A 22,378-nucleotide genomic window follows, 5' to 3' on the forward strand; every position below is an offset into this window, starting at 1 on the left:
CACCATGATCCCTACCACCATCCTGACCGGCTTCCTCGGCGCCGGCAAGACCACGCTGCTCAACCGCATCTTGCAGGAAGATCACGGCATGCGCATCGCCGTGATCGAAAACGAGTTCGGCGAGGAAAACATCGACAACGAAATCCTGGTGCGGGATACCGGCGAGCAAATCGTTGAAATGAACAATGGCTGCATCTGCTGCACCGTGCGCGGCGACCTGATCGTGGCGCTCAGCAACCTGGCGCAGAAGCGCGACGCCGGCGAAATCGCGTTCGACCGCGTGGTCATCGAAACCACCGGCCTGGCCAATCCGGGGCCGGTGGCGCAGACCTTCTTCGTCGACGAGGAAGTGGGCGCCAACTACATGCTGGACGCGGTGGTCACGGTAGTGGACGCCCGCCACGCCATGGCGCAGCTGGACCAGCACGAAGAAGCCCAGCGCCAGGTCGGTTTCGCCGACAAGATCCTGCTGTCCAAGACCGATCTGGTAAGCGCAGAAGAACTGGCGACGCTGACCGCACGCCTGGCGCGCATCAACCCGCGCGCGCCGATCAGCAAATCCGACTTCGGCCGCGCGCCGATCGCCGAGGTGCTGGACCTGAAAGGTTTCAACCTCAACGACAAGCTGGAACTGGACCCGGACTTCCTGCTGACCGACCAGGTGCATGAAGACGGCCACGTCCACGACGAACACTGCGGCCACGATCACCATCATCACGATCATGGCCACGATCACGATCACCACCACAGCCACCACACCGACGACATCGCCGCTTTTGTGTTCAAAAGCAACCGCCCGTTCGACACGGCCAAGCTGGACGAGTTCCTCGGCGGCCTGGTAAATGTCTATGGTCCTCGCATGCTGCGCTACAAAGGCGTATTGTTCATGCAGGATGCCGACCGCAAGGTGGTGTTCCAGGGCGTGCACCAGATCATGGGCAGCGATCTGGGCGCGAAATGGGGTGAAAACGACGTTCGTGGCAGCAAAATGGTATTTATCGGGAAAAATCTGCCCAAAGACATCTTTATTAGCGGTTTAGAACAATGTCTGGTATAAACTATCCCGGTTTTGTGGGGATGGCTAAATAGCCACAAAATTCGGGCTGATTAATTTGATTGAAAACTCTGTCGTATCGAAGGTAAGCGAAGTTATGACCAAAACTAATAAATCGACCCCCGCCGCCGCCGAGCGCATCCTGACCGAAGAAGAAATTCTGAAGATGGATGACAAGGACTATATGAACCCAGCGCAAATGGCTTTCTTTAAGGCCAAGCTGCAACAGCTGGAAAAAGAGCTGCTGAAAAACGCTGGCGAAACCACCGAACACCTGCGCGAAACCGTGCTGGTGCCGGATCCGGCTGACCGCGCCACCATCGAAGAAGAACACGCGCTGGAACTGCGCACCCGTGACCGCGAACGCAAGCTGCTGAAAAAAGTGCAGCAATCGATCGCCGCGATCGACGCCAACGACTATGGCTGGTGCGAAGAAACCGGCGAACCGATCGGCATTCCACGCCTGATCGCCCGTCCGACTGCCACCCTGTCGCTGGAAGCGCAGCAGCGTCGTGAACTGAAGCAAAAATTGTACGGCGATTAATTCCGCCGCACGCCAAGGAAGCACGCGCCTGACACCGCGTGCTTTTTTTACGTAAATTTTCATTTCCCCTCCGACCTGTAATGCGGCAAGCGCGACGCTTCCGGCTACACTATGGCGATGGGATTGTTCTCTCTTTTCAAGAAAACCGACACGCCGCCGCCGCTGACCGACGACGAGCAGGCACGACTGGCCGCGAATAGCGAACTGGAGCGCCAACACCAGCAAGCGCGCCAGCGCGAGATCGCCCGCGCCACCGCCATGAAGATCGATGCCATCGAATCGGCGATGGAAGCCGACATCTTCAACCTGCCGGAACCGGCGTGGGGCAGCCAGCGGCCGGTCCGCCCGGCGCCAGCCGCCAGCGCCGGCGATGACGACCTCGGCGACTTCCCCACCACCCTGCTGCTGAGCGACGAACTGCCGCTGGCCGCCGCCGACGACAACGCGCCGGCGGTGGAAGAAATCGCCATCCTGTACGCCAACGGCCAGGCCGCCGTGGCGCAGCAGATGCTGCTGGCGGCAGTGGCCGACAACAGCCGCCCCAACAGCGACCGCAGCGCCTGGTGGATGCTGTTCGACCTGTACCAGGTCAGCGGCCAGCACGACGCCTTCGACAACCTGTCGATCGACTACGCCAGCACCTTTGAAACCTCGCCACCGCCGTGGCAGGCGCCGGCCGTGCTGGCGGCCGCCTCGCCCGGCTGGGCCGGCCTGACGCCGACCGCCGCGCTGTCCGGCATGCTGGACCGCAATATCGCGCCGCAACTCGAGCGCCTGCGCCAGCAGGCCGACGCCAGCCCGGTGCTGCGGCTGGAACTGGGCCGCGTGACGGCGGTCGACGGTGACGGCTGCGCCCTGCTGCTGGCCGCGCTGCGCCGGTTGCAGGCCGGCCAGCGCGAGCTGATCCTGGTGGGAGCGCCGGCGCTGACCACACTGCTGCGCGCCGGCATCGCAGTCGGCCGCCGCGACGGCGGCGAAGCGCCGTGGCTGCTGTTGCTGGAACTGCTGCAACTGCAAAACAGCGAAAAGGAATTCGAGCACGCCGCCATGGACTACTGCGTGACGTTCGAGGTGTCGCCGCCGTCCTTCGTGGCGCCGCACAAGGTGGCGATGGCGCCGGCGCAACACCTGAACGCCTCGCCCGACCGTTTTATGTTGCCGCCCGTCATAGAACATCAACTTGGCGCTTTACTGCCGGCGATCCGGCAGTATGCTGAACAGTATCCGGCGCTGGTGTTCGACTGCTCGCGCCTGACGCGCATCGACTACCCCAGCGCCATTCAGTTGCACGGCGTGCTGCAAGCGCTGGCCGACGCCGCGCCGGGCCGCAAGATCGCGCTGCGTGACGTCAATCACCTGGTGACCGCGCTGTTGCGCCTGCTGGGTTTTGCATCGCTGGCAAGAATCTATCCTCACAAGTATTAACTTGCATTTCGCGTTCCCGGCCCCACTTTTTGGTCTTGAAGCAGTCTGCATCATTACTTTGAGGTAACTATGGAACAATTTCACGGCACCACCATCTTGTGCGTGCGCCGCGGCAAGGAAGTCGCGCTGGGCGGCGACGGCCAGGTTACGCTGGGCAATATCGTCATGAAGGGCACGGCCCGCAAGGTGCGCAAGGTCTACCAGGGCAAAGTCCTGGTCGGTTTCGCCGGCGGCACCGCCGACGCCTTCACGCTGCTCGACCGTTTTGAAGGCAAGCTGGAAAAACACCAGGGCAATCTGCTGCGCGCCTCGGTCGAGCTGGCCAAGGACTGGCGCACCGACCGCGTGCTGCGCCGCCTGGAAGCCATGTTGCTGGTGGCCGACAGCGAATCGACGCTGGTGATCACCGGTAACGGCGACGTGCTGGAACCGGAAGACGGCGTCGGCGCCATCGGCTCCGGCGGCACCTACGCCCAGTCGGCCGCCAAGGCACTGGTAGAGAACACGGAACTGTCGCCGGCGGAAGTCGTCAAAAAGTCACTGACCATCGCCGGCCAGCTGTGCATCTACACCAATCTGAACCACATCATCGAAACACTGGATCCCGCATGAACATGACTCCACAGGAAATCGTCGGCGAACTCGACAAACACGTGGTTGGCCAGGGCAAGGCCAAGAAGGCAGTCGCCATCGCCTTGCGCAACCGCTGGCGCCGTCAGCAGGTGGAAGAACCGCTGCGCCATGAAATCACGCCGAAAAACATCCTGATGATCGGCCCGACCGGCGTCGGCAAGACCGAGATCGCGCGCCGCCTGGCCAAGCTGGCCGATGCGCCGTTCATCAAGATCGAAGCCACCAAGTTCACCGAAGTGGGCTACGTCGGCCGCGATGTCGACACCATCATCCGCGACCTGATCGACATCGGCGTCAAGCAGACCCGCCAGGCCGAGATGGCCAAGGTGCGCGCGCGCGCCGAAGACGCCGCCGAAGACCGCGTGCTGGACATCCTGCTGCCGCCGGCGCGCGATTTCGGCTTTACGCCGCCGACCGCCAGCGCCGAAACGCCGAAGGACGACAGCACCCGCCAGACCTTCCGCAAGCGTCTGCGCGAAGGCGAGCTGGACGACAAGGAAATCGAGATCGAACTGGCCGAGGCCGGCCCGCAGATGGAAATCATGGCGCCGCCGGGCATGGAAGAAATGACCGAGCAGATCAAGTCGATGTTCTCCGGCATCGGCGCGCAGCGCAAGAAGGCGCGCAAGGTCAAGATCAAGGAAGCGATGAAGTTCCTGCTCGACGAGGAGGCCGCCAAGCTGATCAACGAAGACGAGATGAAGCAGAAGGCCATCCAGAACGTCGAGCAGAACGGCATTGTCTTCCTCGATGAGATCGACAAGATTGCTTCCCGTTCGGAAGTGGGCGGCGCCGATGTCTCGCGCGCCGGCGTGCAGCGCGACCTGCTGCCGCTGGTGGAAGGCACCACCGTCAACACCAAGTACGGCATGATCAAGACCGATCACATCTTGTTCATTGCCTCGGGCGCCTTCCACCTGGCCAAGCCGTCGGACCTGATTCCCGAGCTGCAGGGCCGCTTCCCGATCCGGGTGGAACTGGAGTCGCTGTCGATCGCCGACTTCGAACGCATCCTGACCAGCACCGACGCCTGCCTGACCAAGCAGTACGAGGCGCTGCTGGCGACCGAAGACGTCAAGCTGGAGTTTGCGCAGGAAGGCATCACCCGCCTGGCGGAAATTGCTTACTCGGTCAACGAGCGCACCGAAAACATCGGCGCCCGCCGCCTGTACACGGTGATGGAAAAACTGCTGGAAGAGCTGTCCTTCACGGCCAGCGGCGACAGCGGCAAAACCATCGTGGTCGATGCCGCTTATGTCAACGAGCGCCTGGATGCGCTGGCGGTCAACGAAGACCTGTCACGCTATGTGCTGTAACTTCGTGCTGTAACAACCCTCAGCGGGCGCCGGTGGTGGCGCCCGCTCTCAGATTGTTCTGATCTGCCGCAAAGTGTGGCCCAGTTCGCTTCCATGTACTAATAGATTATTCCAAGCGCTGGTTTTCACGCCGACGGGTATCGTGCTACGATACCTTGTTATGTTTGCAAGGCGGAAATATGAGTTCACCGGAATTGCTGTTGCAAGTGCTGCGCACGCAGATGCGGGCGGCAGGCGTCACCTACAAAGTGCTGGCCGAGCGGATCTCGATGAGCGAGTCCAGCGTCAAGCGCATGTTCGGGCAGCAGGATATGTCGCTGTCGCGGCTGGCACAGATCTGCAAGGCCGCCGGCATTCCGATGGAAGACGTGCTGCGCGGCGCCGCCGACGCCACGCCGCAGTCGGACAGCCTGACGCTGCCGCAGGAAAAGTCGATGCTGGCCAATCCCCATCTGCTGCTGATGGCGATCTGCTGCCTGGGCCACTGGACGCTGGAACAGGTGCTGGAAACCTACGACCTGACCGAACCCGAATGCATCCTGCTGCTGGCCGAGCTGGACCGCCTGGGTCTGATCGAACTCAAGCCGCTGAACCGCTACCGCCTGCGCGTCTCAAACGCCTTCCGCTGGCTACCGGACGGTCCGGTGCAGCAGTTCTTCCGCGCGCACGCGGTGGACGACTATTTCAGCGGCAGCTTTAACGGCGCCGGCGAAACGCTGCTGTGCCTGCCGGCGCGGCTGTCGCAGCCCAGTGCGCTGGAACTGGTCGGCCGCATCCAGCAACTGGCCGGCGAACTGGCGCGCCTGCACCAGGGCGACCGCCGCCTGGCGCCAACCGAACGCGATGGATTTACATTACTGGTAGGATTCCGTTCCTGGGAATTCGCAGCCTTCACCGCGCTGCGCCGTACAGCTCCATCCAAATCGACCGCATGAAAATCGCAACCCTCATCAGCCTGGCCGGCACCGTCACCTGTTCCGGCGTCTTCACCGCACAAAAACAATGGATGATGGCGGCCGCCTTCATCTGCATGACCATCTACACCCTGCTGGACCGGGTGATCCACCTCGGCTTCATTCCGCCGCTGGTGGTCACCGCCTTCCCGGTGGTGGCGCTGGTGCTGGTGCTGTACGAAGTGCTGCGCAAGGTCGTGGCCAAATAACCGCTACCAGATAGGGCCGAGGAACAGATAGGCGCTGCTGTTGCCGCCCTTGGTGGTGCCGGCGCCAAAGTACAGCGGGCCGAAACGGGTGTCGACGGCGATAAAGCCGCTGGCCGCATTCTTCAGCTTACCCCAGTGCAGCGGATCGGTCGGACTATACGCGCCACCGGCCTCCAGCGAGAAGCCGAGCCGCACATCGCCGCCCAGCGCGGCCGGCATGGCGCCGATGCTGCGCGCCATCACCACCCGTCCCAGCACCGTGCGGCTGCCGATGACCGACTCCGGCGTGGTGCCGGACAAGCGCAGGAAGCCGCCCAGGTTGTTGTCCGCCGCGCCGCCCTGGCTGCGCGCCCACTCCCCGTAAACATGGCCCGCCCAGCGGCCGACGTGGAAGGCTTCCAGGCCTTTTACCTGCTGCTGCGCCGGCACCGCCGCCGCCACATCGTTGGCATGCAGGGCGCGCTGCCAATCCACGCTGAACAAGGTGCCGCGCGTGGGGAAGGCGATCGTGTCCAGCGTGTCGACGTTGAAGCTCAGCGTCTGCACCGTCTGCGACACATACTGCTTGGTCAGATCCTCGGGGATCGTGTAGTGGGCATTGCTGTTGGTGCGCGCCACCGTGTAGCGCAGGTCGCCCCAGCGTCCCAGCTGCCGTCCCAGCGCGATCTGGGCCGAGGTGTAATCATAGGCATAACGCGCCTGCCGCAAGCCATTCTTGTTGAAGATATCGGTGGCGCCGGACGCAAATTCCAGCGTCGGCGCCGCATACCATTGCGACCCCGCGCCCAGGGGCTGCCAGAACTGCGTGTTCAGCACACGCGCCGTGCCCACCCGCGCCGTGGTGCGCAACTCTGCGCCCCAGTCATTCAGCGACGACAGCACATGCAGCGCCTTGATCTCGAAGGCGTTGTTCTCGCTGAAGTCACTATTCAGCTCCAGGCCCACGCGCAGGCGGCTGTGCGCCCATTCGGCCTCGGTGGGCTTGATCAGCACACTGCGGCCGCTTTCGTCGTCGCGCACCTCGGTCTCCACGCGCGCCAGGTCGCCGCGTCCAAACAGCTGGTTGCCGGCCGCAGTCGCCTGCTCGCTGGTGACCATCTGGCCGATCTTCAGGCCCGATTGCACTTCCAGTTCCTTCGGATTGATGCGGCCACTCGGCGCCACTTCCAGCTTGGTCAGCAGCACCGGCTGGTCGATCGCCACCGGCGCCGACAACCGCTTCACCTCATAGGCCGCATATTGCGCTTCCGGCAACGCCAGCTTGACCAGTTTCTCGCTCATGGCGCGCACCGCCGCTTCGCCCTCCTTCATGGCGCGGTCGTAGCGGCCGAAGTCGAGGAAGCCGATGCCGCCCAGGTTTGGCTGCACCAGGATGTCGTTGGGACGCAGCTCCTTGAGCGAGCGCTGAACGTTTTGCTCGGTGAGGATCTGCAGCATCTGCTGGGCCACGCTGACCGCGCTGACCAGTTCCTTCTCCGGCGCCAGCGGCGTGCCGACGTTGACGGCGATGATGATGTCCGCGCCCATCTCGCGCGCCACGTCCACCGGCAGGTTGCGCACCAGGCCACCGTCCACCAGCAGGCGCTGATTGACGCGCACCGGCGCAAACACGCCCGGCACCGCCAGCGAGGCGCGCATCGCCAGGAACAGCGGCGCGTCGCTCAGCTCCACCAGTTCGCCCGTCACCAGATCGGAAGCGACCGAACGGAAAGGCAGCTGCAGCAGGTTGGCCGGCTTGTCGCGCGTGCCGGACGGCAGGATGCTGGTCAGCGCCAGTTCCAGCGCCTCGTTGCCGGCGGCGGCCGGCGGCAGCGAAACGCCATCTTCATGCACGCCGAATTCAATCCGCGACGGCAGCAGCAGGTCTTCCTCGCGGCGGCGATAAATCAGCTCGTCGCGCGGCGGACGGTCGGCCACCACGGCATTCCAGTCGGTACGGCGCACCAGCAGCTCCAGCTGCTCGACCGAACTGCCGGCCGCATAGGCGCCGCCCACCACGCTGCCCATGCTGGTGCCGACCACGAAGTCCACCGGAACGCGCAGCTCCTGCAGGGCGCGCAGCACGCCGATGTGGGCAAAGCCGCGCGCGCCGCCGCCGGACAGCACCAGCGCGATCTTCGGACGCGGCTTGACGCTGGCGTCCGGCGCGATGGAGGTGGCGTTGGGCTGCTGCGGCGCCGGTGTAGCAGGTGCAGCCAAAGCGGCAGACAAGAAAAAGCCGCAGCATAAAGCTGCGGCCAGAGTGCGGATAAAAGCCATGGGCTTGTCCTACTGACGATCGTTGGATGGAATGGGCGGAATCCCCATCGGCGCGATGGGACGCGGCGCGGCGTTCTGCGGCTGCGCCGGCACTTGCGGCTGCCCCTGCATGGCAGGTTGCGGCATCTGCGGGATCTGCGTCGACGTCGGCTGAATCGGCTGGATCGGCTGCACGCCCGGCTGGGCGATCGGGCTGGCCTGGCCCGGCATGACTGCCGGTCCGCTCGATACGCCGATATCGCTCGGCAGGTCGACCCGCTTGTTCACGCCGCCCTCGGACAGGATCACGTGCTTGGCATGCACTTCCTTGACCGTCACGCCCGGCACCACTTCCTTGCCGATGGCGACCGACATCGCCGGCTTGCCGTCCACCGCGATGATGGCGGCGCTGTCTTCACCACGCGCCGCCACCACGCCTTTCAGCTGGTAATTGCTGACCGCGGCCACCATCACCTGGCCGCCGAACAGCCCCTTGGCCGCATCGACGTTGATGCCCATCGGCGGTGGCGGCGGCGGCGCGGCGATCGCGCGCTGCTGCGGTTTGAACAACTGCAGTCCCCAGTAAGCCAGCGATGCGGACAGCAGCACCACGGCGAGAACAGTAACGATTAAGGGCAAACGCTTCATGGTGTCCTTGTTGTATTCCTGACGATCAGCGTACCAGCTGATTGATTTCGATAATAGGCATCAGCACCGCCAGCACGATCAGCAGCACCACCACGCCCATGGCGAGGATCAGCACCGGCTCGAGCAGGCCCGCAATCGTCAGGGTGCGGCGTTCCAGATCGGCTTCCTGCGCGGCGGCGGCGCGGTCCAGCATGGCCGGCAGCTCGCCGGTGATTTCGCCGGCGCGGATCATGTGGATCAGCATCGGCGGGAAGTGCTTCTGCGCCGACAGCGCGCGCGCCAGGCTCACGCCTTCGCGCACGCCGTCGCTTGCCTCTTCCACCAGTTCCTGCATGGCGACGTTGTTGAGCGTATCGCGGCTGGTTTCCAGCGCGCGCAGGATCGGCACGCCGGAGCCGGTGGTAATCGCCAGTGTGCTGGCGAAGCGCGCGGTATTCAGGCTGCGTTCAAATTTGCCGTACAGCGGCGCGGTCAGCAGCCAGGTGTGCCAGCGCCGCTTCAGCACCGGATTCTGCAAGGCGCGCCGCCAGCCGAACCAGGCGCCGATCAGCGCGATGGCGACGACGATGCCGTAGTGCCGCACGAAGTCCGATACCGCCAGCATGACGATGGTCAGGAACGGCAGCTTCTGCTTGGTGTTGGCGAACACCGAGACGATCTGCGGCACCACATAGGTCAGCAGGAAGATCACGATGGAGAATGCGACCACCGTGACGATGGCCGGATAGGTGAACGCCAGCTTCACCTTCGACATCAGCGCGTTGCGGCGCTCGATGTAGTCGGCAAGACGCGACAGCACGCGCGACAGCTGGCCAATCTGCTCACCCGACGCCACCAGCGCGCGGTAGATTTCGGCGAAGTCGCGCGGATGGCGTCCCAGCACGGCCGACAGCGAATCGCCACCGATCACTTCCGAGCGCACCGAGGCGATCAGGTCGCGCAGGTACGGACGTTCGGCCTGCTCCAGCAGCGCGGTAAACGCCTGCTCCAGCGGCAGGCCGGCTTCCAGCAAACTGGCCAGCTGGCGCGTGAACAGCGCCAGCTCGTTCGAGGTCAGGCGCTCGCCGAAGCCGCGGCTTTTGGCGGCGCCGGATGCATCGACCTGGGTGGCGATGGCGTCGACCTTGAGCGGCACCAGTCCCTGCACGCGCAACTCGGCGCGCGCGGAACGGGCGCTGTCCGAATTGAGCACCCCTTTTTTGGTGGCGCCGCCGGCATCGACGGCTTCATAACGAAATGCTGGCATGGTTGTTCGCCTAGTCCTTGGTCACGCGCATCAACTCGGCCTGCGTGGTCACGCCTGCGGCCAGCCAACGTTCACCATCGTCGCGCATGGTCTGCATGCCGTCGCCGACAGCGGCCGCCTTGATCTCGGCTTCCGATGCGCGGTTGTGGATTTGCGCGCGGATCTGCTCCGTGGTCTCCAAAAATTCGTACACGCCCACCCGGCCCTGATAGCCGGTGTGGCCGCAATGTTCACAGCCGACCGCATGCCACAATTTCCCGTCGAAGGTCTTGCAGCTCGGGCACAGCTTGCGCACCAGGCGCTGCGCCAGCACGCCGAGCAGCGTGGACGACAGCAGGAACGGTTCGATGCCCATGTCCAGCAGGCGGGTGACGGCGGCGGCGGCGTCGTTGGTGTGCAGCGTGGCCAGCACCAGGTGACCGGTCAACGAAGCCTGCACCGCGATCTGCGCGGTTTCCAGGTCGCGGATCTCGCCGATCATGATCACGTCCGGGTCCTGGCGCAGGATGGCGCGCAGGGCCTTGGCAAAGGTCATATCGATGCGCGTGTTCACTTGCGTCTGGCCGACGCCGGCGAGATCGTACTCGATCGGGTCTTCCACCGTCATGATGTTGGTGGTGGAGGCGTTCAGCAGCGCCAGCGCGGCGTACAGCGTGGTGGTTTTACCGGAGCCGGTCGGACCGGTCACCAGCACGATGCCGTGCGGCTGGTTGATGATGGCGTCGAACTTCGGCAGCATGGTGTCGCTCATGCCGAGGTGGTTCAGGTCGAGGCGATTGGCCTCCTTGTCCAGCAGACGCAGTACCGCGCGTTCGCCATGGCCGGTCGGCAGCGTCGAGACGCGCACGTCCACCGGCTTGCCGCCGATGCGCAGCGTGATGCGGCCGTCCTGCGGCAGGCGTTTTTCAGCAATGTCCAGCTGCGCCATGATCTTGATACGCGAGATCAGCGAACCGTGGATCGCCTTGCGCGGACGGACGATGTCGCGCAGCGTGCCGTCGACGCGGAAGCGCACCACCGAGGTTTGCTCGAACGGCTCGATGTGGATATCCGAAGCGCCGTCGCGCAGCGCCTGCGTCAGCAGCGCGTTGATCATGCGGATCACCGGCGCGTCGTCGGACGATTCCAGCAGGTCTTCAATCGCCGGCACGTCCTGCAGCAGCTTGGTCAGATCGAGGTCGGCGTCGAATTCCTCGGCCACCATCGAGGCGTTGCCGCCCGAGCTGGCGTAGGCCGCGGCGATCGCGGTTTCCAGGTCGGCGCGGGTCATGTTCTTCAGCTGGATGCGGCCGAAACGGCGCGACACCTCGGCGATGGCGGCCGGCGCGGTGGCGCCGCATACCAGCACATCGACGGTGCTTTCGGCGTCCTCGCTGTGCTGGGCCAGCACCACGAAATCGCGGGCGAAGGCGTAGGGAAGGAGATTGCTCATATTACTGCTGCACTGGCTGAGGTACTGGCTGGATCGCCGCGCCGCCCGGCAAACGTGCTGGCAGCGGCGCTGGCGGCACCGGCGCCGCAATCCCGCCGCCGCCGGCTGGGGCGCCGTTCTTCAACTCCGGCAGCACCGGCTGGCCCAGGTCCTTGACCAGCACACCCTCTGGCGGGGCGATGTTCTGCTGCTGGTCGCGCATGTAGTCGTAACGGTCGGTGGCCAGGCTGATGCTCTGCTCTTTGCTGCGGATCACCACCGGACGCAGGAACACCATCAGGTTGGTCTTGGTGCGGGTGCGGCTCTGGTACTTGAACAGATTACCGATGATCGGCAGGCTGCCCAGGCCCGGCACCTTGTCGTTGCCGTCGCCGACGGTGTCGGAAATCAGGCCGCCCAGCACAATGATCTGGCCATCGTCGGCGATCACGTTATTCTCGATCACGCGGTTGTTCAGCGTGATGCCGGAAGCGGCGGTCAGCGTCGATTTGTCCACGCTGGAAGTCTCGTGGTAGATCGCCAGCTTGATGGTGCCGCCCTCGGAAATCTGCGGACGCACTTTCAGCGTCAGGCCCACGTCCTTGCGGTCGATGGTCTGGAACGGATTGCTGTTGGTGCCCGAGGTGGTGGTGAACTGGCCGGTCAGGATCGGTACGTTCTGACCGACGCGGATGGTGGCCAGTTCGTTATCCAGCGTGATCATGTTCGGCGTCGACAGGATGTTGGCGTTGGCGTCCGACTCCAGCGCATGCGCCAGGAAGCCCAGGCCGGTCTTGTTGAACAGGCCAAACGAGAAGCCGTTGCTCGGCAGGACCGTGCCCTTGCCGGCGTAGATCGAGGTCAGATTGTTGGTGGTGCCGCCGGTGGTGAACGACTGCAGCACGCCGACCCGCGTCCCGCTGTCGGAGTTGCCGGTGGCGCCGGCCCACTGCACGCCGAATTCGGCCGCCTTGTCGGACGTGACCTCGACGATCAGCGATTCGATGTAGACCTGCGCGCGGCGCACGTCCAGCTGGTCGATCACGGCACGCAGGTTGCGATACACCGATTCCGGCGCGGTGATGATCAGCGTGTTGGTGGTGGCGTCGGCCTGGATGTAGCCGGCGCTGCCGCCGCTATTGCCCTGTTGCTGCTGGTTGTTGGAGCCGGTCAGCAGCGGGTTACTCGGGCCGGAGCTGCCGGAGCTGGAACCGCTGGTGCTGGAGCTGCTGCTCGAATTGTTATTGTTGAAGCTATTGCTGCCGCTGCTGTTCTGCGCATTGGTGCCGCTGCCGCTGTTGTTGGTCTGCGCCGTATCGCCGGACACCACGGAGCGCAGCGTCTGCGCCAGCTTGGTGGCTTCCGCGTTCTTCAGGTAGACCACGTGCACATTGCCCAGTTCCTGGGTGGGCTGATCCAGCTTGGCAATCAGCGACTTGGCCAGGTTGGAACGCGCCTGCGATGGCGCGCGCAGGATCAGCGAATTGGTGCGCGGATCGGCCAGTACACTGACCTTGCCGGAGTCGCCGCCGCTGGCGCCGCCGCCGCTGCTGCCATCCAGCAGTTTGTTCATCATGACCGCCAGGTCGGTGGCGATGGCGTAGCGCACCGGGATCACATCCAGGTCGGTGACCGCCGGCGCATCCAGCGCGGCGACGATCTTCGCCAGGCGCTTGACGTTGTCGGCGTAGTCGGTGACCACCACACTGTTGTTGCCGGGGTTGGCGTTGACGGTGTTGTTCGGCGAGATCAAAGGACGCAGCACCGTCACCACATTGGCCGCCGATTCATAATTCAGATGGAAGATCTGGCTGACGATCTGGTCTCCCTTGGCGGCCGGCTGCATGCCGATCTGGGTGGGACTGGCCTGCAGCTTGGCTTCCGCTTCCGGCACCACCTTGGCGAAACCGTCGCCGCTGACCACCGCAAAGCCGTTCAGGCGCAGCGCGGACGTCAGCAGCGCAAACGCCTGCGACTTGGTCACCGGCTTTTCCGACACCACCGTCAGCGTGCCTTTGACGCGCGGATCGATGACGAAGGTGATGTTGGTGTAGTGGCCAACCGCCTTGATGACCGACTCGATATCGGCGCCGACAAAATTCAGTGCCGCGTCGTCCGCAGCGGCTTGCGCCTGCAATGGCAGCAGCAACATGGCCGCGGTGGGCGTGGCGCTGATCGCACAGCACAGCATCGCACCTACGCTCAGGCGGCGCAGCGCAGGAAGACGGGATTTGCTCATGGACTGATTTTTCATAGTCGGACTTTAATTTAGTGGAACTCTAATGCGATGACGTTACGATCACTACCTGGCTTGCGCTGGCCCAGCAAATTCAATAGATTGGCCAGCGTCTCTTCGTATCCCTGTGCTGCCTCGGCCTGCCCTGAAAACTGCAGGCGGCCGTTGTTCAAACTGCCCCGGCCACTGAGCAGCAGCGGCCCCTTGACGGAATCCAGCGCCAACTGCGCCTGCTGGCCGTGCCAGTCCAGCGCCAGCGTGTAGCTGCCCAGCGGCCGGATCGACGACAGGCGCGAGGCCATGTCGGTCATCTCCAGCGTGGTGCGGCCGTTGATGCTGGCCTGGCGGTTTTCGAGCGCCAGCGCCAGACCGGTCCACGACAGCCGCATGGCGCCGCTCGGCGCCAGCGTATTCAATGGCGCGCCCAGGCCGGACAAGCCTTCCGCCGGCAGCAGCAGCGCCGACGGGCTCAATTGCCAGTGCGACCAGCTGCCGCGGAACGTCACCGGCTGCGCCAGCGCTTCCGGATTCTCCAGCTGCAGCTCGACCATGCCGACCAGCGACAGCGGCGAAATCTTCCAGCTGAAGCGTCCCGGCAGCAGCGGCGTGACCGGGCTGTTCTTGCCCGCCGCGCCACCGATGAAGGCCGAACCGCGCCACAGCGTACCTTGCGCATCCCCGAGCGTCAAACGGCCGCCGGTGCGCGCTTCGACGATGGAACCCAGCCACGCCGCCGGAAAGAATACCAGCAGCGTGATGGCCATCGTCAGCGCAATGGTCAGCAACCATAGCATGGCGCGCTTCATCGGACTCCCTGGCGCAGCGTCAGCGTGCCGTTCACCACGCCCGCCGTATCCTGCGCGGTAAAGCTGGCGTCCACCACGCTGATACGGCTTTCGGTGCGGATCGCGTCCAGCCACGCCACAATGCCGGCGTACTGCGCGCCGTTGAATTGCAGCTTGGCGTATTCGCCGGTGACGTTGAGCGACTGCGGATTGAGGCCGCGCGCGGTCAGGCCGGCGGTCAGCGTCTCGCGCGTCATCGGCGTCGGCGCGATGGTGTTCTGGCCTTGCAGCGTTTGCGCTTCACGCGCCATCAGCTGCATCTCGGCGGCCTGCTGGTGCAGCTGCGGCAGTTCCTTGTGCAGCTGGCCGGCGCCGCTGACGGCCGGATCGACGGCGATGCTGTAGAACAGCGCCAGGCCGATGACGATGCCGCCGATGCGCAGCAGCTTGCGTTCCTGCTCGGTGCGCACCTGCCAGAAGGCGTCGGCGCGCGCGCGCAGCGTGTTCAATGGATTCGGCTTGCTCATGATTTTCCTCCAGCGGTAAGCGGCTGGATCTTCCAAGCACCCGGCACCGGCTCCTGCATATCCAGCTTGCGGCCGGCCAGCGCGGCGCGCAGCTGCTGTACCGCCGTCCCGTCAACGGTATTCGGTTTGACCTTGATCAGCAGCGCATGGTCCTTGTATTCCAGCGAGGCGATGATGTCCTTGCGCGGCAGGACATTCATGGCTTCGCCAAAGGCTGCGCTCAGGGTGACGAATTCGTCGCCGCCCGCTTCGCCGCTGCTGGCTTTCGCCAGGCGGATATTGCGCTGCATCTGCTCCAGCGGCGCCGCCACCAGCGGCTCCTTCGGATAGACCGATTTGAAGGTCTGCGTCATCGACTGGCTGACCGCCTTGGCTTCGCCCCTGAGGCGCAGCCATTCGACATTCACGCCCACCACATTGACCAGCACCGCCAGCACGGCGATGCGCAGCGGCCAGCGCCAGCGCTGCCACGCGCGCGCCGAGGCGCCGTTGTTGCCCAGCGCCGGCGCCAGGTCCAGCCCCGCGCTGCGCGCGCCGGCTACCCAGTGCGCCCAATGGTCCTCTTCCAGCGTCAGATGCGGAATCTCGGCAGCCAGCGCCGCCAGTTGCGCTCTCTGCGCGGCCGACACGTACAGCGTGATTGGCTGCTCGCCGGCCAGCGCGCGCAGCGTTTGCAGCGCGGCTTGCGGCTGCGCCGGCAGCGTCATGCCCAGGCCTTCGAACTGCGACTGGCGCATCACCAGGTCGAAACCGGCGTCGCCCGGCACCAGCGCGGCCGACACGGCGCCCGGCTGGAACGGCAGGCACAATTGCGACGGCAGCACCGACACCGCCTGCGCGCCCTGCGCCAGCAGCGCCTTGACCAGCACTTCCAGCCACGCGCGCTGCACCACGGCCACGGTGCGCATGCCTTCGTCATCGGCGGCGGTGGCGGCCAAGACGCAATCGGCCGGATCGCCCAGCACCTGTTCTTCCACCAGCGCCGGCAAGGCCGCCTTCAGCTTGGCGCCCGACAGCGGCGGCGTTTTCATGCGCAGCAGCGCGGTGTCCGACGCCGCCAGCAGCAGCGTCACGCGGCGTGCCGCCGCCACCAGGTCCGCCAGGTTGCCCAGCGGCGCGGCGCCTTGCTGCAGCAGGTTGCCGCCGTCGCCCACCAGCGCGAACGCGCAGGTCTGGGCCGCGCCGCTGTCGACGCTGGCCTTGGCCGGATAGCGGATGATTAGTGTAGTCAAAGGATCTCGCTTTCGTTCATCGCTGTTCTAGTATTCCCGTATCCATTCCACCCTGGTGGGCGAATTTCTCGTCCGCACCAGCAGCGACTGCGTTTCCAGCGTCGCCCGGTCCAGTTTCACCCGGCTGTAGGCCAGGAAGTAATCGCTGCGCACATCCCATGGCGTCAATATCGTTTTGCCGGACATCTGCGCCGTGCCCGTGAAATCCGCCTTCTGGCGGTAGTACACGGTCTTGCGCGTATTAACCATGGCCGCCGCATCCGACAACGACAATCCCGGCACCAGCGCCGCCACCACCTCGGCCGGCGCGGTGTTGACGTTGATCGCCACGCTGCTGGACGGCAGCACGATCACATAGTCGCGCAGCTGGTCGATGGCGGTTGGCGTGAAGCCGCTCACCGCCAGCAAATCCTCCGCCCGCACCAGCTCCATCGGCTCGGTGCTGCTTTGCTGCGCGCCAGCCAGCGTCTGCGACTGCGCCACCAGGTCGGCCACGCCCTGCGCCAGACCGGGGTCGAGACGCACATTGCTCAGCAGCCGCTGGAATACCTCCACCTGCTCCTTGCTCACCACTTTGTTCGCTGCCAGATTGCCAAGATTGTAGCGCGACTGCGCGTCCGTCATGCGGCCGGACAGCGTGGCGTCAAAATTTTCGCCCTGCAGCCGCTCACGCTCGACATAATCATCAAGCCGCGTTTCTTCCAGCGGCGTGGCCCACACCCCGTTCTGCTGCGTGATGTTGGGCGAATCCATCAAGTCCTGGTTGAGGATCAGGCGGCTCAGGTCCAGCGCCCCGCGCAGGATCCAGCGCGTTTGCAGCTGCAGGCGCTGGTTCTCCATCGAACGCACCTGCACCTGCTGCTGCCAGAACAGGCTGGTGACGATGGTGATTGCCAGGGTCGTCAGCAGCAGCGCCGTGATGATGGCGACCCCGCGTTGCCGTTTCAGCTTCACAGTGCCCCCAGCAGGAAGGACTTCACCATCGGGATCTGCTGCCCGCGCAGCATCAGCGCCACTTCCAGCCCGTTGGGCAGACTGGTGACGCCGGCGCTGGTCACGCCGGCCGCCGCCACCCAGCCGCCGGCATTGGCGGCGGTGGGAATCGGGCTCGGGCCCGGCACCCACAGGCGCATGCTCATGCCCTGCACATTCGATTGCAGCGACACTGCGCCGCCCGGATCGGTGTCGCTGAGCGCCGCCTGCCACAGGTTGTCCAGCTGCGCCAGGTCGCGCGTGGACGCCGACTCGCGCCGCGTCAGCACGCCGTCGGCGTTGACCCGGTAGGACACCACCTGCAAGCGCGTGGCCTGGTTCTCGGCCATCACCATGCGCACCAGCGTGATGCGGCTGTCCTCGGCCTGGATGAAGGCGCGCCGGTGCAGCAGCGTGCTGCCGGCCAGGTTCTCGCAATCGCTCTGCATCTGCGCAAAGGCCAGCTGCAGGCCGCGGGTCTGCTCCATGTCGGCGGTCAGCGTCACGCGCGAGCGGATGATGCTGTCCAGCCCACGCCAGCCCAGCACCGCGATCACGGCCAAGATGGAGATGGCCAGCAGCAGCTCGACCAGCGTAAAGCCGCGCGTCCGTGACTTCATGAATTGAGCACCAGTTGGACCAGCTTGATGATGCGGCGCTCCGGGTGGCTGGCCTCATACACGCTGACCTCGACCCGGCGGAAGCGCGGATTGGGGCTGGCGATGACTTCTTCCTCGCACATCAGCTGCAAGTCGCCCTGCGGGCATTCGTAGGTGGTCTTGCCGATCGGCGGAAACACGCGCGACAGCCGCATTTGCACCATCCGGTTCTCGGCCGACCAGGTGGCCATCATATTGGCGCGCAGACCATCGCTGTTGCCGGTCAGGCTGCCGACCGCGCGCAGCGACGCGATCAGCGCGGTGGCCACGATCATCAGCGCGACCAGTACTTCCAGCATGGTGAATCCAGGTGAGGAGGAGCGGCGCATGTCAGTCCACCGTGAAATGGCCGATGCCGTCGGCGCGGATGACGACACTGCTGCCGTCGTTGGCGGCCATGGTCAGCACAAAGGGTTTGTCGACCGGCTCGCGGCCGAAGACGATGCGCAGCGCGGCCTCCGGCAGCGCCGGCGCCGGGTCCAGCATCAGCGTGACCGGGCCGTTCTTGAATTCGCGTTCGCGCAGCAGGTCGTCCTGCACCACCTGCTCCCATTGCTTGTTGTCGTTGCGGATCATGAAGCGGTAGCTGTCGCTGCCCGCCTCGAAGGCGATCTGGCGGTTGCGCACGATGGCCTCATCGCGCGCCAGTTGCAGCAGCAGCGCGATGCGCCTGGCATCCTGCTGCATCGACTGCTTCTGGCCCGGCATCGCACTGAGCGTCACCAGTCCCAGGGTGACGCCCAGGATGACCATCACCACCAGCAGTTCGATCAGCGTGAAGCCACGCTGGCCGGTGCGCATGATACTGTGTCCCGTCAGTGATCAGTTGTCCCAGGAGCCGATGTCGGCGTCGTTGCCGGTGCCGCCCGGCTGGCCGTCGGCGCCGTAGGAGAACACGTCGACCTCGCCCTTGATGCCCGGGAACAGGTACTGGTACGGATTGCCCCACGGGTCTTTCGGCATCTTCTCGACATAGCCGCCGGCCTTCCAGCCGTTGGCGGCCGGGCCGCTGGCCGGCTTCTCGATCAGCGCCTGCAGGCCTTGCTCGGTGGTCGGGTAGCGCTGGTTATCCAGCTTGTACAGTTTCAGTGCTTGCATCAGGGTCGCGATGTCGACCTTGGCGGCGGACACCTTGGAGTCGCCGGCGCGATTCAGCAGCTTGGGCACCACCATGGCCGCCAGCACGCCCATGATCACTACGACAACCATGATTTCAATCAGCGTAAAGCCACGCTGGATGCGCTGTGCGGCAGAGCTGCGAAGTGAGAGCTTTTTCATAATCTGATAACAAATTTAAAGAGTGCAGAGTATAAGGCGGAATTCAGGCCATGGCGATATCCGGCCCCGATTTATCCGCTTTGGTGCTTAAATCGATCTTAATATGACAGTTTCTTTACAAGGTCTTACCTAATCCTTCTTGCGGGCGCTGGCGTCGATGCGGGCGCGGGCGCCGTTGTTGCCGCCACCGTATATTCCGGCCACCGGCGTGGCGGTTTTAACCACTTGCGGCGCATCGCCGACAAACGGCGCGATGCCCAGCGCAGCGTCGATCTCGCGCGGGTAGATCAGGTAGCCGCGCGTAATCACCGCCGACACCTTGCGCACGTCCTCGATGTTCCTGGTCGGATCGCCATCCACCAGCACGATATCGGCCAGCTTGCCGGGGGTGATGCTGCCGCGGTCATTGCTGGTGCGGGTATAGCGCGCGCCGTTGCGGGTGGCCACCTGCAACGCCTGCGCCGGCGTCAGCCCGGCCTTGACCAGCAGCGCCAGCTCCGAATGCAGCGTAAAGCCGGGGATATCGTCGGTGCCGGCCACGATCGGCACGCCGGCCTTGTACATGATGCCGACGAATTCCACCATCTTGGCGTACGACTTCTCGTAGCGCTTCAGCTGCGCATCGCCGTCGATCTTCATGGTGCCGACCTTGAAGTTGCGCGCCACGTCCGGCGGCATATGCGACGCCACCGAGGCATACGGCTCGTTCATGTCGCCATCGCGCTGCTTGAGGAAGGCGAAGGTGGCCAGGGTCGGGTCGATGGAAATCTGCTTCTTCACCAGGTAGGCGACGAAGTCCTTCACCGGCCTGGAGTTGAAATCCAGGTCCGCCACTTTTTCGGCCGGCAGCACGAAGCGGTTGAGGTCACGGGTTTCGGTGTCCGGCTTGACCAGGAAATTGAGCAGCACCTGGTTGATGTGCTGGATTTCGTCGTAGCCGGCGTCCAGCGCCTCCTGCGCGCGCAAGCCGGCCGGGATGTGGCCGGAGACGCGCATGCCGCGGCTGTGCGCATACGCCACCGTCTCCTTCAGGATGGCTTTCGGGAAGGAGTTATAAATTTTCAGCTGCGGATAGCCGCGCTCCGCGTACCAGTCGATGGCCTCTTTGGCGCCCTTCAGATCCTTGATGACGAAGCCCATGTTGGCGCTGTAAGGGCTCTCGCCTTCGAGGAAGCCGGCCGGCACCACCTGCGGCGCCAGCAACTTGCCGGCGGCGGTTTCGTCCAGCATGGCCTGGAGCTGCTTGTTGTCGTTGCCCATGTCGCGCACGCTGGTGACGCCGGCCGCCATATTCAGCGCGCCATCCCAGCGGTCGACGTGGCCATGCAGGTCGAACAGGCCTGGCAGCACGATGCGGCCGGCGGCGTCGACGGTGTTGTCGGCCTCGCGCACCGGCGAGCCGGCCGGCAGCACGGCGGTGATGCGGCCGCGCAGCACGTAGATGTCGGATGGCTGGCCGACGCTGGCCTTGTCGCTGTCGAAGATGCGGGCGTTGCGCACCACGGTCAGGCCGGTGAGCGGATGTTGCAGCTTGTCGGCGGCATCGGTCAGCATCTTTTGCTCGGCGGCCTTCTGGCGCGCGGCCAGCGTCGGCGCGGCGGCCTGCCAGCCCTCTTCCAGCATGCTGGCAAAGCCGGGAATGATCACGCCGAACAGGCGCGGTTGGTCGGCGGTGGTAGCCCAGTAGAACGACGGCGACAGGCCGACGCCGGTTTGCGCCAGCAGGCGCACGGTCTGTTTCTGGCCGCCGGCGCCGGTGACTTCCACCCGGTCCAGCTCACGCTGCGACAGCGTGCCGCTGGGCAGCAACGGCAGTTTGGCGTCCGGCGTTTTCGCCAGCGCGGCGATGGCGATCGACTCCACCTCAAACGAGCCATTCAGCGGCAGGTAGGCGGCCGGACCGCTGATGGTCTTTTCGCCCTGCTCGGAAGTGGATTTCCATTGCGCCCGGTCGCCCTGGCGGCTGAACTGCTCATCGACCACGGCGCCGAAAGTGGAGTTGCCCTTGACCGCGTACTCGGTCATGGTGCCGTCCGCGCCCAGGCGGAACTGCTCGGTCAAGTCCGGGCCGCGGCCATTGTCCTTGTAGATGAAGCGCACCTTGGTCAGGCCGTCGTCCTCGCGCACCACCACCTGTTCGCCGATCTGCTTCTGGTTTTCCGAGATGATCAGGTATTTGGTGGTGGTGGCGGCGTGCGCACTGAAGGCTGCGGCCAGTGCAAGCGGCAAGAGGGCGAGGCGTTTCATCATTCTCCTTTGACTATTGAGCGGCGCACACCGGGCAGGCGCCGTTGCGGGCAACGCCGATGCTGGTCCATTCCATGTGCAGGCCGTCGAGCATCATCAGGCGGCCGGCCAGCGAAGCGCCAACGCCCATCAGCAGCTTGAGCGCCTCGGCCGCCTGCATGGCGCCGACCACGCCCACCAGCGGCGCAAACACGCCCATGGTGGAACAGGCCACGTCTTCAAACTTCTGGTCCTGCGGGAACAGGCAGGAGTAGCACGGCTGCGCGCCGCTGCGCGGATCGAACACGCTGATCTGGCCATCGAAGCGGATTACGGCGCCGGACACCAGCGGCTTGCCGGCCGCCACGCAGGCGCGGTTGACGGCGTGGCGGGTGGCGAAGTTGTCGGTGCAGTCCAGCACCACGTCGGCCTGCGCCACCAGCTGCGCCAGGCGGGCGTCGTCCACCCGCTCGTTGAGCGCGGTGACGGTGATGTCGGGATTGATCTGCTGCAGCGTCAGGCGCGCCGATTCCGCCTTGGGCTGGCCGACCCGCTGCGTGGTGTGGGCGATCTGGCGTTGCAGGTTGGTCAGGTCGACGGTATCGTTATCGACCAGCGTGATGTGGCCGACGCCAGCCGAGGCCAGGTACATGGCGGCCGGCGAACCGAGGCCGCCAGCGCCGATGACCAGCGCATGCGCGTCGAGCAGCGCCTGCTGACCTTCGATGCCGATTTCATCGAGCAGGATGTGGCGCGAGTAGCGCAGCAGTTGTGAGTCGTCCATCT

The 22,378-nt window shown here is 64.9% G+C and carries 22 protein-coding genes; 7 read left to right on the top strand and 15 right to left on the bottom strand.

The window, feature by feature from the left end:
• The first annotated feature begins 4 nt into the window (after positions 1 to 4).
• The 7 genes from GTP55_RS25220 (at position 5) to GTP55_RS25250 (ending at position 6,134) form a co-directional block, all read left to right on the top strand.
• Complete coding sequence (locus tag GTP55_RS25220) at positions 5 to 1,057, top strand: CobW family GTP-binding protein (protein ID WP_161047547.1); 1,053 nt, start codon at positions 5 to 7, stop codon at positions 1,055 to 1,057.
• 94 nt (positions 1,058 to 1,151) lie between these two features.
• Positions 1,152 to 1,598: an RNA polymerase-binding protein DksA gene (gene dksA / locus GTP55_RS25225; RefSeq protein ID WP_110846272.1), complete on the top strand. Its 447-nt coding sequence runs from the start codon at positions 1,152 to 1,154 to the stop codon at positions 1,596 to 1,598.
• Positions 1,599 to 1,715: 117 nt separating this feature from the next.
• Complete coding sequence (locus GTP55_RS25230; RefSeq protein WP_161047577.1) at positions 1,716 to 3,023, top strand: STAS domain-containing protein; 1,308 nt, start codon at positions 1,716 to 1,718, stop codon at positions 3,021 to 3,023.
• A 69-nt stretch (positions 3,024 to 3,092) separates the two neighbouring features.
• The gene (gene hslV, locus GTP55_RS25235) at positions 3,093 to 3,635 is read left to right on the top strand and encodes an ATP-dependent protease subunit HslV (protein ID WP_161047548.1); all 543 of its coding nucleotides are present in this window, start codon (positions 3,093 to 3,095) and stop codon (positions 3,633 to 3,635) included.
• Positions 3,632 to 4,972 carry an ATP-dependent protease ATPase subunit HslU gene (hslU, locus tag GTP55_RS25240; RefSeq protein WP_161047549.1) on the top strand — a complete coding sequence of 447 codons (1,341 nt, stop codon included), beginning with the start codon at positions 3,632 to 3,634 and terminating at the stop codon, positions 4,970 to 4,972. The genes hslV and hslU overlap by 4 nt, the downstream gene beginning before the upstream one ends.
• Before the next feature lie 179 nt (positions 4,973 to 5,151).
• Positions 5,152 to 5,907 carry a helix-turn-helix domain-containing protein gene (locus GTP55_RS25245; RefSeq protein ID WP_161047550.1) on the top strand — a complete coding sequence of 252 codons (756 nt, stop codon included), beginning with the start codon at positions 5,152 to 5,154 and terminating at the stop codon, positions 5,905 to 5,907.
• Complete coding sequence (locus GTP55_RS25250; protein ID WP_161047551.1) at positions 5,904 to 6,134, top strand: hypothetical protein; 231 nt, start codon at positions 5,904 to 5,906, stop codon at positions 6,132 to 6,134. Before GTP55_RS25245 ends, GTP55_RS25250 begins: the two co-directional genes overlap by 4 nt.
• 3 nt (positions 6,135 to 6,137) lie before the next feature.
• Here GTP55_RS25250 and GTP55_RS25255 read toward each other — a convergent pair whose 3' ends face one another.
• The 15 genes from GTP55_RS25255 to GTP55_RS25325 all read right to left on the bottom strand — a co-directional run bounded on the left by GTP55_RS25255 (position 6,138) and on the right by GTP55_RS25325 (position 22,376).
• Positions 6,138 to 8,345 (bottom strand): patatin-like phospholipase family protein, encoded by a 2,208-nt coding sequence (locus GTP55_RS25255; RefSeq protein WP_229258160.1) that lies wholly within the window; start codon positions 8,343 to 8,345, stop codon positions 6,138 to 6,140.
• A 57-nt stretch (positions 8,346 to 8,402) separates the two neighbouring features.
• Entirely contained in the window at positions 8,403 to 9,020 is a 618-nt protein-coding gene (locus tag GTP55_RS25260; RefSeq protein ID WP_161047553.1) for a type II secretion system protein N, read from the bottom strand.
• 25 nt (positions 9,021 to 9,045) lie between these two features.
• Entirely contained in the window at positions 9,046 to 10,266 is a 1,221-nt protein-coding gene (gspF, locus tag GTP55_RS25265) for a type II secretion system inner membrane protein GspF (RefSeq protein ID WP_161047554.1), read from the bottom strand.
• A 10-nt stretch (positions 10,267 to 10,276) separates the two neighbouring features.
• The gene (gspE, locus tag GTP55_RS25270) at positions 10,277 to 11,698 is read right to left on the bottom strand and encodes a type II secretion system ATPase GspE (protein WP_161047555.1); all 1,422 of its coding nucleotides are present in this window, start codon (positions 11,696 to 11,698) and stop codon (positions 10,277 to 10,279) included.
• 1 nt (position 11,699) lies between these two features.
• The gene (gene gspD, locus GTP55_RS25275) at positions 11,700 to 13,931 is read right to left on the bottom strand and encodes a type II secretion system secretin GspD (protein WP_161047556.1); all 2,232 of its coding nucleotides are present in this window, start codon (positions 13,929 to 13,931) and stop codon (positions 11,700 to 11,702) included.
• A gap of 14 nt (positions 13,932 to 13,945) precedes the next feature.
• Positions 13,946 to 14,719, bottom strand: a complete 774-nt coding sequence (locus GTP55_RS25280; protein WP_161047557.1) for a type II secretion system protein N — start codon at positions 14,717 to 14,719, stop codon at positions 13,946 to 13,948.
• Positions 14,716 to 15,225, bottom strand: coding sequence for a type II secretion system protein M (locus tag GTP55_RS25285; protein ID WP_161047558.1), 510 nt, complete (start codon positions 15,223 to 15,225; stop codon positions 14,716 to 14,718). The genes GTP55_RS25280 and GTP55_RS25285 overlap by 4 nt, the downstream gene beginning before the upstream one ends.
• Positions 15,222 to 16,457 carry a type II secretion system protein GspL gene (gene gspL / locus GTP55_RS25290; protein ID WP_161047559.1) on the bottom strand — a complete coding sequence of 412 codons (1,236 nt, stop codon included), beginning with the start codon at positions 16,455 to 16,457 and terminating at the stop codon, positions 15,222 to 15,224. The genes GTP55_RS25285 and gspL overlap by 4 nt, the downstream gene beginning before the upstream one ends.
• A gap of 27 nt (positions 16,458 to 16,484) precedes the next feature.
• The gene (gene gspK, locus GTP55_RS25295) at positions 16,485 to 17,411 is read right to left on the bottom strand and encodes a type II secretion system minor pseudopilin GspK (RefSeq protein ID WP_161047560.1); all 927 of its coding nucleotides are present in this window, start codon (positions 17,409 to 17,411) and stop codon (positions 16,485 to 16,487) included.
• A complete protein-coding gene (locus GTP55_RS25300; protein ID WP_161047561.1) occupies positions 17,408 to 18,049 on the bottom strand; it encodes a PulJ/GspJ family protein in 642 nt (213 codons plus the stop codon). Before GTP55_RS25300 ends, gspK begins: the two co-directional genes overlap by 4 nt.
• Positions 18,046 to 18,417 (bottom strand): type II secretion system minor pseudopilin GspI, encoded by a 372-nt coding sequence (gene gspI, locus GTP55_RS25305; protein ID WP_161047562.1) that lies wholly within the window; start codon positions 18,415 to 18,417, stop codon positions 18,046 to 18,048. The genes GTP55_RS25300 and gspI overlap by 4 nt, the downstream gene beginning before the upstream one ends.
• 1 nt (position 18,418) lies before the next feature.
• Positions 18,419 to 18,889: a type II secretion system minor pseudopilin GspH gene (gene gspH, locus GTP55_RS25310; RefSeq protein WP_161047563.1), complete on the bottom strand. Its 471-nt coding sequence runs from the start codon at positions 18,887 to 18,889 to the stop codon at positions 18,419 to 18,421.
• Between the two features lie 21 nt (positions 18,890 to 18,910).
• Positions 18,911 to 19,366, bottom strand: a complete 456-nt coding sequence (gene gspG / locus GTP55_RS25315) for a type II secretion system major pseudopilin GspG (RefSeq protein ID WP_161047564.1) — start codon at positions 19,364 to 19,366, stop codon at positions 18,911 to 18,913.
• A 129-nt stretch (positions 19,367 to 19,495) separates the two neighbouring features.
• Positions 19,496 to 21,613 carry an amidohydrolase family protein gene (locus GTP55_RS25320; RefSeq protein ID WP_229258162.1) on the bottom strand — a complete coding sequence of 706 codons (2,118 nt, stop codon included), beginning with the start codon at positions 21,611 to 21,613 and terminating at the stop codon, positions 19,496 to 19,498.
• Positions 21,614 to 21,626: 13 nt separating this feature from the next.
• Positions 21,627 to 22,376: a HesA/MoeB/ThiF family protein gene (locus tag GTP55_RS25325; protein WP_161047566.1), complete on the bottom strand. Its 750-nt coding sequence runs from the start codon at positions 22,374 to 22,376 to the stop codon at positions 21,627 to 21,629.
• Positions 22,377 to 22,378: the final 2 nt, after the last annotated feature.

The organism is Duganella margarita, assembly GCF_009857535.1.
Taxonomy (GTDB): Bacteria; Pseudomonadota; Gammaproteobacteria; order Burkholderiales; family Burkholderiaceae_D; genus Rugamonas; species Rugamonas margarita.

Coding starts and splice junctions, on each gene's coding strand:
- GTP55_RS25220 (WP_161047547.1), top strand. CDS start 5: ATGATCCCTACCACCATCCTGACCGGCTTCCTCGGCGCCGGCAAGACC.
- dksA (WP_110846272.1), top strand. CDS start 1,152: ATGACCAAAACTAATAAATCGACCCCCGCCGCCGCCGAGCGCATCCTG.
- GTP55_RS25230 (WP_161047577.1), top strand. CDS start 1,716: ATGGGATTGTTCTCTCTTTTCAAGAAAACCGACACGCCGCCGCCGCTG.
- hslV (WP_161047548.1), top strand. CDS start 3,093: ATGGAACAATTTCACGGCACCACCATCTTGTGCGTGCGCCGCGGCAAG.
- hslU (WP_161047549.1), top strand. CDS start 3,632: ATGAACATGACTCCACAGGAAATCGTCGGCGAACTCGACAAACACGTG.
- GTP55_RS25245 (WP_161047550.1), top strand. CDS start 5,152: ATGAGTTCACCGGAATTGCTGTTGCAAGTGCTGCGCACGCAGATGCGG.
- GTP55_RS25250 (WP_161047551.1), top strand. CDS start 5,904: ATGAAAATCGCAACCCTCATCAGCCTGGCCGGCACCGTCACCTGTTCC.
- GTP55_RS25260 (WP_161047553.1), bottom strand. CDS start 9,020: ATGAAGCGTTTGCCCTTAATCGTTACTGTTCTCGCCGTGGTGCTGCTG.
- gspF (WP_161047554.1), bottom strand. CDS start 10,266: ATGCCAGCATTTCGTTATGAAGCCGTCGATGCCGGCGGCGCCACCAAA.
- gspE (WP_161047555.1), bottom strand. CDS start 11,698: ATGAGCAATCTCCTTCCCTACGCCTTCGCCCGCGATTTCGTGGTGCTG.
- gspD (WP_161047556.1), bottom strand. CDS start 13,931: ATGAAAAATCAGTCCATGAGCAAATCCCGTCTTCCTGCGCTGCGCCGC.
- GTP55_RS25280 (WP_161047557.1), bottom strand. CDS start 14,719: ATGAAGCGCGCCATGCTATGGTTGCTGACCATTGCGCTGACGATGGCC.
- GTP55_RS25285 (WP_161047558.1), bottom strand. CDS start 15,225: ATGAGCAAGCCGAATCCATTGAACACGCTGCGCGCGCGCGCCGACGCC.
- GTP55_RS25300 (WP_161047561.1), bottom strand. CDS start 18,049: ATGAAGTCACGGACGCGCGGCTTTACGCTGGTCGAGCTGCTGCTGGCC.
- gspI (WP_161047562.1), bottom strand. CDS start 18,417: ATGCGCCGCTCCTCCTCACCTGGATTCACCATGCTGGAAGTACTGGTC.
- gspH (WP_161047563.1), bottom strand. CDS start 18,889: ATGCGCACCGGCCAGCGTGGCTTCACGCTGATCGAACTGCTGGTGGTG.
- gspG (WP_161047564.1), bottom strand. CDS start 19,366: ATGAAAAAGCTCTCACTTCGCAGCTCTGCCGCACAGCGCATCCAGCGT.
- GTP55_RS25320 (WP_229258162.1), bottom strand. CDS start 21,613: ATGAAACGCCTCGCCCTCTTGCCGCTTGCACTGGCCGCAGCCTTCAGT.
- GTP55_RS25325 (WP_161047566.1), bottom strand. CDS start 22,376: ATGGACGACTCACAACTGCTGCGCTACTCGCGCCACATCCTGCTCGAT.